Annotated in this window: 12 protein-coding genes; all 12 read left to right on the top strand. The window is 36.5% G+C overall.

From position 1 onward, the window contains the following. Nucleotides 1-3 precede the first annotated feature (3 nt). The 12 genes from RTW14_RS15490 (at nucleotide 4) to ftsZ (ending at nucleotide 12,373) form a co-directional block, all read left to right on the top strand. Complete coding sequence (locus tag RTW14_RS15490) at nucleotides 4-1,194, top strand: UDP-N-acetylmuramoyl-L-alanyl-D-glutamate--2,6-diaminopimelate ligase (RefSeq protein ID WP_312653056.1); 1,191 nt, start codon at nucleotides 4-6, stop codon at nucleotides 1,192-1,194. Between the two features lies 1 nt (nucleotide 1,195). After that, nucleotides 1,196-2,581 (top strand): UDP-N-acetylmuramoyl-tripeptide--D-alanyl-D-alanine ligase, encoded by a 1,386-nt coding sequence (locus RTW14_RS15485; RefSeq protein ID WP_312653054.1) that lies wholly within the window; start codon nucleotides 1,196-1,198, stop codon nucleotides 2,579-2,581. A gap of 14 nt (nucleotides 2,582-2,595) precedes the next feature. Then, a complete protein-coding gene (gene mraY, locus RTW14_RS15480; RefSeq protein WP_312653051.1) occupies nucleotides 2,596-3,552 on the top strand; it encodes a phospho-N-acetylmuramoyl-pentapeptide-transferase in 957 nt (318 codons plus the stop codon). 10 nt (nucleotides 3,553-3,562) lie between these two features. Beyond that, on the top strand, nucleotides 3,563-4,933 hold the full coding sequence (gene murD, locus RTW14_RS15475) for a UDP-N-acetylmuramoyl-L-alanine--D-glutamate ligase (RefSeq protein WP_312653049.1): 1,371 nt from the start codon (nucleotides 3,563-3,565) through the stop codon (nucleotides 4,931-4,933). A 23-nt stretch (nucleotides 4,934-4,956) separates the two neighbouring features. Next, nucleotides 4,957-6,075, top strand: a complete 1,119-nt coding sequence (gene ftsW, locus RTW14_RS15470; RefSeq protein ID WP_312653047.1) for a putative lipid II flippase FtsW — start codon at nucleotides 4,957-4,959, stop codon at nucleotides 6,073-6,075. A gap of 55 nt (nucleotides 6,076-6,130) precedes the next feature. Next, entirely contained in the window at nucleotides 6,131-7,222 is a 1,092-nt protein-coding gene (gene murG / locus RTW14_RS15465; RefSeq protein WP_312653045.1) for an undecaprenyldiphospho-muramoylpentapeptide beta-N-acetylglucosaminyltransferase, read from the top strand. Between the two features lie 61 nt (nucleotides 7,223-7,283). Then, nucleotides 7,284-8,540, top strand: coding sequence for a UDP-N-acetylglucosamine 1-carboxyvinyltransferase (gene murA / locus RTW14_RS15460; RefSeq protein ID WP_312653043.1), 1,257 nt, complete (start codon nucleotides 7,284-7,286; stop codon nucleotides 8,538-8,540). Then, nucleotides 8,533-9,279, top strand: a complete 747-nt coding sequence (locus RTW14_RS15455; RefSeq protein WP_312653041.1) for a cell division protein FtsQ/DivIB — start codon at nucleotides 8,533-8,535, stop codon at nucleotides 9,277-9,279. Before murA ends, RTW14_RS15455 begins: the two co-directional genes overlap by 8 nt. Before the next feature lie 10 nt (nucleotides 9,280-9,289). Beyond that, nucleotides 9,290-10,030, top strand: a complete 741-nt coding sequence (locus RTW14_RS15450; RefSeq protein ID WP_312653039.1) for a DUF881 domain-containing protein — start codon at nucleotides 9,290-9,292, stop codon at nucleotides 10,028-10,030. Between the two features lie 11 nt (nucleotides 10,031-10,041). Continuing rightward, nucleotides 10,042-10,779 (top strand): DUF881 domain-containing protein, encoded by a 738-nt coding sequence (locus RTW14_RS15445; protein ID WP_312653037.1) that lies wholly within the window; start codon nucleotides 10,042-10,044, stop codon nucleotides 10,777-10,779. After that, nucleotides 10,776-11,165, top strand: coding sequence for a small basic family protein (locus tag RTW14_RS15440; RefSeq protein ID WP_312653035.1), 390 nt, complete (start codon nucleotides 10,776-10,778; stop codon nucleotides 11,163-11,165). The genes RTW14_RS15445 and RTW14_RS15440 overlap by 4 nt, the downstream gene beginning before the upstream one ends. 86 nt (nucleotides 11,166-11,251) lie before the next feature. After that, a complete protein-coding gene (ftsZ, locus tag RTW14_RS15435) occupies nucleotides 11,252-12,373 on the top strand; it encodes a cell division protein FtsZ (protein WP_312653033.1) in 1,122 nt (373 codons plus the stop codon). Nucleotide 12,374 lies beyond the last annotated feature (1 nt).

Genomic DNA, 12,374 nt, shown 5'->3' with positions numbered 1-12,374 from the left:
TGGGTGACCATAGAAGTTTTCGGAATAACGGGAACGAACGGAAAAACCACAGTATCATACATGCTTAAAAGCATATTAGAAGAAGCCGGCAGAGAATGCGGATTAGTAGGAACTATAACCCACACAATTGGGGAAAAACAATATGACGCTATAAATACGACACCATCAAAGGAAGTTTTAGAAAAATATTTTAATGAGCTTGAGCAACAAAATATTGGAAGCTGCATTATGGAGGTCTCATCACATGGGCTGGATCAGGGAAGAATTGATAATATAGATATTCACTACTCTGGGTTTACTAATTTGACGCAGGATCACCTTGATTACCATATAACCATGGAAAATTACTTTAATGCAAAGACCAAACTATTTTATAAAACAAAAAAAGGAATATGCGTTAATATTGATGATTTTTATGGCAAGAGACTTTATGATAAAATAAAGACAGATCAAGATGCAGGAACTATAGACAGCAAAATAAAATTACAATCCATTTCATTTAAGGAAGAGGATGCAGATTTTTTTGGAAAAATTATACAGAATGCTATAAAGGGAATTGTATTAGAACCTTTTGAGGCTGGTGAATCGTGGGGAGAAATTGAAATTGATTTACCAGGTAAGACCACTGCGTATAATGGACTTCTTGCATTAGCTATGTCCAGGCAGGCAGGTATTGACAGGGGATCTGTAATAAGAGGGTTAAAGAGGCTAAAGGGTGTACCAGGAAGGTTTCAGCTGGTTGGGAACTATAAAAATATAGATATAGTAATAGACTTTGCCCATACGCCTGATGCTCTTGAAAATCTGTTGAAAGCTGCAGGTGAGCTGAAAAAGGGAAGACTGATTTGCGTATTTGGTTGCGGCGGTAACCGGGATAAGGAAAAAAGAAGCATTATGGGCAGAATTGCTGGAGAATACAGTGAGTTTTGTATAATAACTTCTGATAATCCAAGGTTTGAAGAACCAAGGACTATTACAGATGAGATCGAAGATGGCATGAAAAAGACTAATTGTAAATATGTAGTGGAAGTCGATAGACGTGAAGCAATTATAAAAGCGATAACTATGTATGAAAAAGGTGATTTAATTGTAATAGCAGGAAAAGGTCATGAAAAATATCAACTGGTTAATGGTAAAAAACTGCCATTTGATGATGAGATGGTAGTTAAAGAAATAATCAATATGAGAGAGTGATATGATGAAAAAACTAATGATGAAGGAGATTTGCAAGGCATTAAATGGTAAGCTTATCTTAGAAAAACACGAAAGTTATATTGAAAGAGTAAGTACAGATTCGAGATCAGCTATGGGAGGGGATTTATTTTTCCCTCTTATAGGTGAAAATCATGATGCTCATAAATTTATTCCTATGGCTATTGATGGGGGATGCAGAGACTTTGTTGTTTCTGATTCAAAAGGGATAATGGAACATCCACTTAAACAACAGTTAAATGTAATTTTAGTGGAGGATACAACAAAGGCATTACAAAATCTAGCGTCCTATTACCTTTCAACTTTCAATATTAAAAAAATTGGAGTGACAGGAAGCACCGGCAAAACTACAACCAAAGACATGCTGTTTTATATTTGTAATGAGAAATATAAAACGGCTAGAAATGTAGGGAATTTTAATAATCACATTGGGCTGCCACTTACGATATTAGGATTTGAAGAAGGTACAGAAGTAGGAATTTTAGAAATGGGAATGAGTGAATTTGGTGAAATAAATTTACTTGCAGATATTGTTAGACCTGATATAGGGATTATAACGAACATAGGTACGTCACATATTGAAAATTTAGGAAGCAGAGAAGGAATACTTAAAGCAAAACTTGAAATCACCAATTTCTTTAATAAAAATAATGTACTAGTGGTTAATGAAATAAACGATTTACTAATTAAACAAAATACACAGGGTGAATATAAACGGCTTTCTGTTGGCAATAATGGTAAAAGTGATTTTATTATATCGGATATTACTGATAGAGGTGAAGAAGGAATTGCATTTACTGTTGAACACAAACTGGAGACTCAAAGGTTTGAACTTACTATTCCGGGAAGGCATAATGCGATTAACGGAACTCTTGCAGTAGCAGCAGCTATGGAATTAGGTATTACCATGAAAGAAGCCGCAAAAGGACTTGCAAAGATGGAACTTACAGATAAACGGCTAAATATAAAAGGTAAGAATGGAGTAAAAGTTATAGACGATACTTACAATGCAAGTCCTGATTCAATGAAAGCAGGAATAGATGTGCTTATGGCAGCAAAGGGGATACGAAAAATTGCCATATTGGCAGATATGTTAGAAATGGGAAAAGAAAGTCCGAAATATCATAGTGAAGTCGGTGAATATGCGGCAAATCAAAAGGTGGATTTGCTAATTGCTGTAGGCGATTATGCTAAATATATTGCAGAGGCAGCTAAATCAATAATGGGAGAGAAAAAGGTCATCTATTATAGTGACAAAGAGAAACTAATGAGCGAAATAAGAACTATGATACAACTGGGAGATATTATTCTGGTTAAAGGTTCAAGGGGTATGGCTATGGATCAAGTAGTTAAAAAAATTATGGAATAGTTTTAGGAGTTTTTATGAGTTATTTACAAATTGGAATTTTAATAATAGTGGCTTTTTTCATAAGTTTAGTACTTACCTATGTAGAAATACCTATTTTGCAGAATTTAAAGGCAGGCCAAAACATTAGAGAGGAAGGTCCAAAATCTCATCAGATTAAAGCAGGAACCCCTTCTATGGGGGGGTTGGCTATAATTGCTGCAACGGTCATAACTTGTTTAACGTCAGGTGGAATGTCAAAAGATATGGGAGTAATTATTGCGGCATTTATTCTTTTTGGATTGTTAGGATTTTTAGATGATTATTTAAAGGTTGCAAAAAAACAAAATCTAGGGTTGAGAGCTTGGCAGAAGCTAGTACTTCAAATTATAATTGCAGCAGCAGTAGCTGCTTATCAATCAAATGTTTCCATTTATGGAACCTCGGTGTATATACCAATTATAAATCAGCATTGGGATTTTGGTATATGGTATATACCTTTTGTTGCTTTTGTGGTTGTAGCAATGGTTAATAGTGTAAATCTTACGGATGGGCTAGATGGTCTTGCATCAGGAGTAACCACTTTGGTAGCGTTGTTCTTTGCTATAGTAGCTGTAAATTTTGGTATAAATGCTGGTGGAATATTTAATTCTGCTTTGGCAGGTGGATGTATGGGATTTCTAATGTTTAACAAAAATCCAGCAAAAGTATTTATGGGTGACACGGGGTCATTGGCATTAGGTGGTGGTTTAGCAGCAGCGGCAATCATTATGAATATGGAACTGATGCTGCCAATTGCAGGATTATTATTTGTATTAGAAGCTCTTTCTGTTATGATACAAGTGGTAAGTTTTAAAACAACAGGGAAAAGAGTATTTAAAATGGCGCCATTACATCATCATTTTGAGCTTTGTGGGTTAAAAGAAACACAGGTTGTTGCATTGTTTTGGGCATTTACACTAATATGCTGTGTGATTGGATTGGTAATAATTTAGAGGTGAAGTAATGAAAAATGACATGGAAAATAAAAAAGTTTTGATAGTAGGAATGGGAAAATCAGGAATTGCAGCAGCACAGGCTATGCTAAGGCTGGGTGCAAAAGTCTTTGTTCAGGATTCTAAACCTGTTTCTGATATTGAACCTCAATTAGCTAATTTCCTAACTAGTAGAGATGTGAAATGCTATTTTGGGGAAAAACCATCGTGTCTTGATGAAATAGATATGATGATTTTAAGCCCGGGTGTCCCTCTAGAAGTAGATTTTGTTCAGGAAGCTATTGCAAAAGGTGTTGAAGTTGCAGGGGAACTAGAAGTTGCTTTTAGGGTAGGAAATGGAAATTATGTAGCCATTACAGGTACGAATGGAAAGACAACCACAACAACACTTGTGGGTGAAATTTTTAAGAATGCAAAGAAAAAAACTTATGTCGTAGGCAATATAGGCGTTGCGGTTATATCTATGGCGGTGAGTGCTGAATTGGATTCGTGGCTTATAACAGAAACCAGCAGTTTTCAACTTGAGACGACTAAATACTTTAAGCCAAAAGTATCTGCCATATTAAACCTAACTCCAGATCATTTAAACAGACATCATACAATGGAAAATTATGGAGCAGCTAAAGCTAAAATTTATGAGAATCAAGATGAAAGTGAATATTTCATAGTTAATTATGATAATCCTGCTAGTTTTGAGTTAAGTAAAGGTTGTAAAAAAGCGAAGGTAGTACCTTTTAGCAGAAAAGAAAAGTTAACATATGGTGCATTCGTGGCGGATGGTCATATGGTAATCATTAACGATGCAGGTAATTTGATTACTTTGTGTAAAGCTGATGAATTGAAAATTCCAGGAAGCCATAATCTTGAGAATGCACTTGCAGCTGCAGCAATATCTTACTTTGCAGGAATTGACCCTGCGGTAATTTCAGATACTTTAAAAAATTTCCAGGGGGTTGAACATCGACTTGAATATTGTGGCCAAGTGGATGGCGTTAGGTTTGTAAATGACTCTAAGGGAACTAACCCGGATGCTTCTATAAAAGCAATTGAAGCCATGAAAAAGGGTGTTATTCTAATTGCTGGAGGGTATGATAAAGGATCAGATTTTACAGATTTTATAAAGGCCTTTGATGGAAGGGTTAAGCATATGGTACTTTTAGGCAAAACAGCGCCTAAAATAAAGGAGCAGGCTGAATCTGTAGGGTATACAGATATAACTATGTCTAAAAACATGGAAGAATGTGTAGCAGAGGCATTTAGACTTGCGGTACCAGGAGATACTGTGTTACTATCTCCAGCATGTGCTAGCTGGGATATGTATACTTGCTTTGAGCAGAGAGGTGAACACTTTAAAAACTGTGTTCATGGTCTGGAAAAATAATTTTCTGAGGGTTGGAAATGTAAATGGCAAAAATAAAAAGAAGAATGAAATCTGGAGACTTTGTTCTGGTTTTAATAACACTGGGACTAGTAATCTTTGGAATAATAATGGTGTTTAGTGCCAGTTACTACACATCAATAAATAAAAGCGGTAACCCGTATTCCTATTTGATTAAAGATACTGTTTGGGCAATGTTGGGACTGGGTGCAATGGTAGTAACGGCATCAGTTGATTATAGGGTTTACGCTAAAGTTGCAAAGCCTACTATGATTATAAGTGTTATACTGTTGTTACTACTTTTTACCCCATTAGGGATAGAACTTAACTACGCTAAAAGATGGCTTGGAGTTGGTGGCATCACTATTATGCCGGGAGAACTGGCAAAACCGGCTGCTATAATTTTTACTGCATGGTTTTTAAGTAAAGATCCAAAAAAAATTAAATCCCTTACAAAGGGTGTTGTACCATTGTTTTTTTTATGTGCAGTTTATGGTGGCTTGATTATTTTACAGCCTAATTTATCAACAGCTATTACTGTCTGCATCATAATCATAGGGATTATGTTTGCGGCTGGTTTAAATTATGTTTACTTAGGAGGACTTGTAGGAGTAGGTGCGCTGGGGATTTGCACGTTGATTATTACAAATCCAGATAGTCACTGGATGAAGCGTTTAACAAGTTTTATGGACCCATTTGCAGATCCGTTAAACACAGGGTATCAGGTAGTTCAATCATTGCTGGCATTGGGGTCAGGCGGATTGTTTGGATTGGGACTGGGAAAAAGCATACAAAAAAATTTGTATTTACCTGAGCCGCAAAATGATTTTATATTTGCCATAATTGGTGAAGAATTAGGATATATAGGATGTCTGATTTTGATTATAGCGTATATAATTTTAGTTTGGAGAGGGATTCATATTGCCATTAATGCAGCAGATTTGTTTGGTTCACTGCTTGCTGCTGGGATATCTATAATGATTGGCATTCAAGTGATTTTGAATATCGCAGTTGTTACTTCATCTATGCCGCCGACAGGAGTTACTTTGCCATTCGTTAGTTATGGAGGCAATGCATTAATGATATTTATGGCGTCAGTAGGAATTTTACTGAATATATCACGCCATACAGTTGCTGTAGAATAAATAAAAGGAAAGACAGACAGTTAGTTAGTATGTCATAGGAGAGAGGTAGTAAGTTATGAAAATTATTATGACAGGAGGAGGAACCGGAGGGCATATTTATCCAGCCATTGCTATTGCTGAAAAAATAAAGCAAAAAAGGCCTGAGGCAGAAATACTTTTTGTAGGTACAAAAAAAGGACTTGAGAAAGATTTAGTACCACAAAATGGGTATCTTATTAAATTCATAACAGTAAGCGGATTTAACAGAAAGCATATGCTTAAAAATGTGAAGGTTGTTAAAGATCTTTGTAAGGGCAATAGAGAAGCAAAAAAAATTATTAAAGATTTTAAGCCGGATGTGGTTATTGGCACAGGAGGTTATGTATGCGGACCGGTAGTTCGGGCAGCACATAAAATGGGAATAAAAACTTTTATACATGAACAAAATGCGTTCCCAGGCATGACAAATAAAATGCTGGAAAAATATGTGGAGAATGTATTTATAAGTTTTGCAGATGCAGAAAAATATTTTAAGAATAAGGAAAAACTGATTCTTTCTGGAAATCCAGTTAGGCGTGCATTTTTTGAAGCCGATAAGATATATTCAAGAAAATTGATTGGTGAAACCGATGATAATTTTATCCTTTTGTGTTTTGGAGGCAGTCAGGGAGCCGGAAAGATTAATGATGTAATGATTGATGTGGCTGAAAGTCTAAATGGAGTTAAAAATATTTCATTGTACTTTGTTACAGGAAGTGCATACTATGAAAGTATATTAGAAAAGATGAGAAACCAAGGCATTGATGGAAAAAATATACACATAAAAAAATATATAACAAACATGCAGGATTACTTAAGTGCTGCAGATTTGGTAATATGCCGTTCGGGTGCATTAACCGTCTCAGAAATTACAGTTTGTGGTAAAGCATCAATTTTGGTGCCATCACCTAATGTTACGGGAAATCATCAATATTACAATGCGAAAGCTGTTGCTGATAAGGGTGGGGCTGTTATAGTTGAGGAGAAGGACTTATCGTCCGAAGCTCTTCTGAAAATAATTTCACATTTTAAAGCAAATCCGCAAAAGCTTATGGAAATGGAAGCGGCAAGTGCAAAAACAGCACCTTGTGATGCAACAAAAATTATTTATGAGCATTTAGGAATATAAACAGTAACAATATTGTCACCTTTTCATATTATATATTAATAATAGTGGAGGTGTATCTGTTTTGGAATCATATCATATACGGGGCGGCAACAAGATTAGTGGTGAATATAGTGTAAAGGGAGCAAAGAATGCTGCACTGCCAATTTTGGCGGCCACCATATTGTGTGGGGCTGAATGTCAACTTTCCAATATTCCGCAAATAACTGATGTTAATAGTATGAAGAAAATATTGAATGAATTGGGATGTAAGACAGACACAAGCGAAGAAACTGTAATCGTTGATTCAAGTGAGCTGGTGGCTGATACCATTTCCTTGAAGCGGATGCGAGAAATGAGGTCATCCGTTTTTTTGTTGGGCGCGTTACTTGGCAGGTGTGGAAGCGCGGTCATTAGCCAGCCAGGAGGATGTAATATAGGGAGCAGACCAATAGATTTGCATTTACATGCTTTAAGAATGTTGGGAACTGAAATCACAGAAAAGGATGATGTAATAATTTGCAAAGCAAGTAAACTTCGGGGGGCAGTTATAGAATTTTCATTTCCTAGTGTAGGAGCTACTGAAAATGCAATAATGGCGGCGGCAACAGCTGAAGGACACACTATACTAAAGAATTGTGCAATGGAACCTGAAATTTGTGATTTACAAAATTTTTTAAATTCCTGTGGTGCTGATATTCATGGTTCAGGAACTAAAACGATACATATTAATGGTAATTCTGCTTTGCATGGTGGAAATCATAGAATTATACCCGATCGCATTGAATGTGGTACATATCTTGTGGCGGCTGCCGCTACAGGAGGAGAAATCGTTGTAAAAAATGCAGAAAGTCTTCATTTGAAAAGTATTTTAGAAAAGCTTATAGAAACTGGTTGCACAGTAGGGGTAAAAAGAGATAGAATATACCTTAAAGCATGTGAAAAGTTAACTGCTTTAGATAAGCTTATTACAGGACCTTATCCTGAGTTCCCTACAGATTTGCAATCACCGTTTTTGACGATGTTAACATTGGCTGAAGGAAAGAGCTATGTGGAAGAAACTATTTTTGAAAATCGTTTTGCTTTTGCAAATGAACTCAAAAGGATGGGGGCTGATTTATTAGTTGAGGATAATCATGCTTTTGTGACCGGAGTTAAAGAACTGCAGGGATGCAGGGTCGCGGCTACGGATTTAAGAGGAGGAGCGTCCTTAGCTATCGCAGGACTGATGGCTCAGGGTGAAACCTTTATAGAAGGTATAGAACATATAGAGAGAGGATATGCAGATTTTTCTCAGACCTTAAGAAGTCTGGGTGCAGATATTAGGAAAACAAATGACTGATAAACCTAGAAAGAAGAAAAAACGAAAGAAAAAGAACTATCTCCTAAGGTTATTAGTAATAATAGCTGTAGGAGCTGGTTTGTATTTTTTGATTACCTCTGAATTGTTCGATGTTGACTCAGTAAAAATAGAAAACAATAGTTACTATACGGTTGAGCAAGTAAAGGACAAGGCGGGGGTAAAAATTGGTGAAAATATTTTTAAACTAAAGAAGAACGACATAAAAGATAAGCTTCTTAAGGATCCTTATTTTGAAAATGTTATGATAAAACGAAAACTGCCGTCAACCGTAGTAATTCATGTTACTGAAAGGACAGAACAGGCTGCGGTACCTAATAAAGGGGGGTATATTATTATTGATCCCAATGGATTAGTGCTAAGAAAAGCAGATGCTGAACCTAAGATTACAATAATAGAAGGCTTAACTCTAAAAAAAGCGAAAGCAGGAAAACCATTAGAGGTAGAAGAAAATTCCATATTAACGGATACACTCGGCATGCTTGAATCTATGGAAGATTCGGATTTGTTCTTTAAAAAAATTGACATTTCAAATGTTGTAATAAAAGCGCATATTTACGATCAGCTTATTTGTGAAGGTACTCCTGAAAATTTAGCAGAAAGTATTAAAAATGGAAATCTAGAAAAGACACTTTATGAAATGTATAATAAAGGTATCGAAAGAGGAATTATAAAAATCGGAAGTGATAATTATTGCTCTTTTGACCCAAATGTTGAGTAGGAGAGTAAAAATGAAGAAGTACAGTGGGTTGATTGTTTTGGGAATGCTGGCTCTTTTTATAGGGCTTATTTTGTCAATTCAGTTGAGGATGACTGCTGGTAGTGATCAGGGTGGTCTTGTCCCGTTAGCAAAAGTAAGAGGCTATGAGGCAGAACTGAAAATGGTTAAAGATGAGAAGGAAAATGTAGTCCAGGAACTTATGGATCTGGAAGCCCGATTAAATTCCATAGAAGGGGACAAAGCAGAAGAAGATGAGTTTATAAATGGTCTTGTTTCTGATTTGGAAAAGTATAAAATGTCCTCTGGGGTTCTGGATGTGCAGGGCCCTGGGATTTTAGTCACCATTAAAGATCCCGTTGTATCAGATGAGTACGAGCAAGATTTTAGCGTTATTATGTATAACTATGATAAACTCTTAAGTCTTGTTAACAAATTGAAGGAAGCTGGAGCCGAGGCTGTTTCTATAAATGAGCAGAGAATTATGGCTACTACGGAAGTTAGCATGGCAGGGAGTAATGTTAACATTAATGGAACACCTACTGCACCTCCATACTATGTTAAGGCCATTGGAAATCCCGAAACTCTTTATGATGCAATTAATATAAGAGGCGGCATAATTGAAAACATGAAAATGGAATACAATCTGATTGTTTCTACTGAGAAGAAAAAACAGATGGTGATTCCTAGATATACGGGAACTATTAAGTTTAAGTATGCTAAGTCTGTTGCTGCTGAAGAAGCTGAACAGTAGGCAGGTGCAGTATGAAAAAGAAAATGGTTTTGATTACATTTGTCATTTGCACTTTAATCGGGATTGGGTTGGCCTGCCAGATGAAGGTCAGTGATGGAGAGCGACTATATGTATCGCCGAAAACTATTGAGGATTATAAGATCACTATTAATAGTGAAAAGGAAGAAATAAAAAAATTACAAGATCTGATTGTTGAAACTAAGACTAAGCTTGAAAATTATGAAAAGGATAACCAGTCTGATGGACAGTCAGAAGAGGAATTTCGGCTAAGCCTTATAAATGAAAAGGAAAAATATAAAATCGCAAGTGGTAAAGAAGCGGTTAAGGGAAATGGTGTGGAAGTAGTAATTGATGATGGAACCAGAGAACTTTCTTATGGAGAAAGCGTAAATAACTTACTTGTGCATGATTCAGACATTATTATGATAATAAATGAATTAAATCGTTGCGGGGCAGAAGCTGTATCTGTAAATGGACAAAGAATTACAGCAAATACAGCAATTTCCTGTTCTGGATATACGGTCAGAATAAATGGGGAAGTTTATGCCAGACCTTTTAAAATAAAGGCTATAGGGGATGGAAAAAGAATGGCAGCGGCTCTTGTGGATCCAGATGGATATGGTACATCTCTAAAAAACTGGGGTGTTCAGTTTGAAGTAAGGTTAAAGGATGACCTTACAATTGACGCTGTTTCGAAGGATTATGTTTACAAATATATGAATAAGCTTCAAAAGGAGGAAACAAATTGATTTTTGCAGTGGTAATAGGCCTGGCACTTGGCCTGGCATTAGGGTTTGGCCTAGATATATCGTATCCAGCAGAATATTCCTTTTATATTACAATGGGACTTCTGGCAGCCATGGACTCTATCGTAGGGGCAACCCGTTCCATGATGGAGGAAAAATATAATAATTTTATTTTCATATCAGGTTTTATTACCAATGCTTTGCTGGCTATGGTTTTGACATATATAGGTGATAAATTGGGTGTACCATTATATTTTGCTGCAATATTCGTTTTTGGGGGCAGACTGTTCAATAATTTAGCTGTTTTAAGAAGACTTGCTATCGATAAATACTTTGAAAGAAAAACTCGAAAAAGTGAACTAAAAAATAATCAAAATATTGAGGAATAGTAGTGCAAACATACATTATTCATGATATAATAAACCATTAATATGTATTTTAATTTTGTGCTATAGTGACAGGAGGTTACTTTATAATGCTGCAGTTTGAGGTAAATGAACAAAATGCTGCCCAGATAAAGGTTATAGGTGTTGGCGGCGGTGGCTGCAATGCTGTAAATCGAATGATTGAACAAGGCCTAAAGGGCGTTACTTATATGGCTGTTAATACGGACAAGCAGGCTTTAGTAGGAAGCTTGGCAGAAACAAAAATTCAGATTGGTGAAAAGCTTACAAAGGGACTTGGGGCAGGAGCTAATCCGGAAATTGGACAAAAAGCCGCTGAAGAAAATATTGATGACATTTCAAAATTTATTCAGGGTTCTGATATGGTTTTTATTACAGCTGGTATGGGCGGTGGCACAGGTACTGGTGCCGCACCAGTAATTGCAAAAATCGCAAAAGACATGGATATTCTGACAGTAGGGGTGGTTACAAAGCCTTTTACTTTTGAAGGTAAAAGAAGAAGACAACATGCTGATTTAGGGATAAGTCTTTTAAAAAAATATGTGGATTCTCTTGTTGTAGTTCCAAATGACAGGCTACTTCAAGTGGCTGAAAAGAACACATCCATGCTTCAGGCGTTTAGTATGGCTGATGAAGTGTTAAAGCAGGGCGTACAAGGAATCTCAGACCTTATTGCTGAAGCTGGTCTGATCAACTTAGACTTTGCTGACGTTAAGACTGTTATGAGTGATAGAGGAATTGCTCATATGGGTGTTGGAAGAGCCGCTGGTGATAAAAGAGTTGAAGAAGCTGTTAAAAATGCTATCGAGAGTCCGCTTCTTGAAACTTCAATTGATGGGGCCAAGGCTATTATACTTAACATCATGGGTGGATATGACATGGGCATGCTGGAAGTCAGTCAGGCGGCAGCTCAAATTGAGGATGCAGCTGGAGAAGATGCAATTGTTATCTTCGGTGCATCCATCAAGGAAGATCTTCAGGATGAAATCTTGGTTACAGTTATAGCAACTGGTTTTGAGCAAAGACCTAGTGAAGTGGCTGCCGGCTTATTTAAACCTGCTACGCAGTCAGCAGAGCAGGAAAATGCAGCAGAAAGCGCTGAGGCTGTGAACAAAGAAGATGACTTGTTGTCAGGAGATAATTCTGACTTTGTGATACCGTCTTTTTTGAATAGAGAAAGAAATGGTTTTTAGA

The organism is Aminipila sp., assembly GCF_032051575.1.
In the GTDB taxonomy this organism is placed as follows: domain Bacteria; phylum Bacillota; class Clostridia; order Peptostreptococcales; family Anaerovoracaceae; genus Aminipila.
The sequence above is the reverse complement of the archived record's forward strand: the minus strand, read 5'-3'. Positions and strand labels throughout refer to the sequence as shown.

Excerpts from the sequence above, each read along its gene's own strand:
- RTW14_RS15485 (WP_312653054.1), top strand. The coding sequence starts at position 1,196 with ATGATGAAAAAACTAATGATGAAGGAGATTTGCAAGGCATTAAATGGT.
- RTW14_RS15450 (WP_312653039.1), top strand. The coding sequence starts at position 9,290 with ATGAAGAAGTACAGTGGGTTGATTGTTTTGGGAATGCTGGCTCTTTTT.
- RTW14_RS15445 (WP_312653037.1), top strand. The coding sequence starts at position 10,042 with ATGAAAAAGAAAATGGTTTTGATTACATTTGTCATTTGCACTTTAATC.
- RTW14_RS15455 (WP_312653041.1), top strand. The coding sequence starts at position 8,533 with ATGACTGATAAACCTAGAAAGAAGAAAAAACGAAAGAAAAAGAACTAT.
- ftsZ (WP_312653033.1), top strand. The coding sequence starts at position 11,252 with ATGCTGCAGTTTGAGGTAAATGAACAAAATGCTGCCCAGATAAAGGTT.
- ftsW (WP_312653047.1), top strand. The coding sequence starts at position 4,957 with ATGGCAAAAATAAAAAGAAGAATGAAATCTGGAGACTTTGTTCTGGTT.
- murD (WP_312653049.1), top strand. The coding sequence starts at position 3,563 with ATGAAAAATGACATGGAAAATAAAAAAGTTTTGATAGTAGGAATGGGA.
- mraY (WP_312653051.1), top strand. The coding sequence starts at position 2,596 with ATGAGTTATTTACAAATTGGAATTTTAATAATAGTGGCTTTTTTCATA.
- murG (WP_312653045.1), top strand. The coding sequence starts at position 6,131 with ATGAAAATTATTATGACAGGAGGAGGAACCGGAGGGCATATTTATCCA.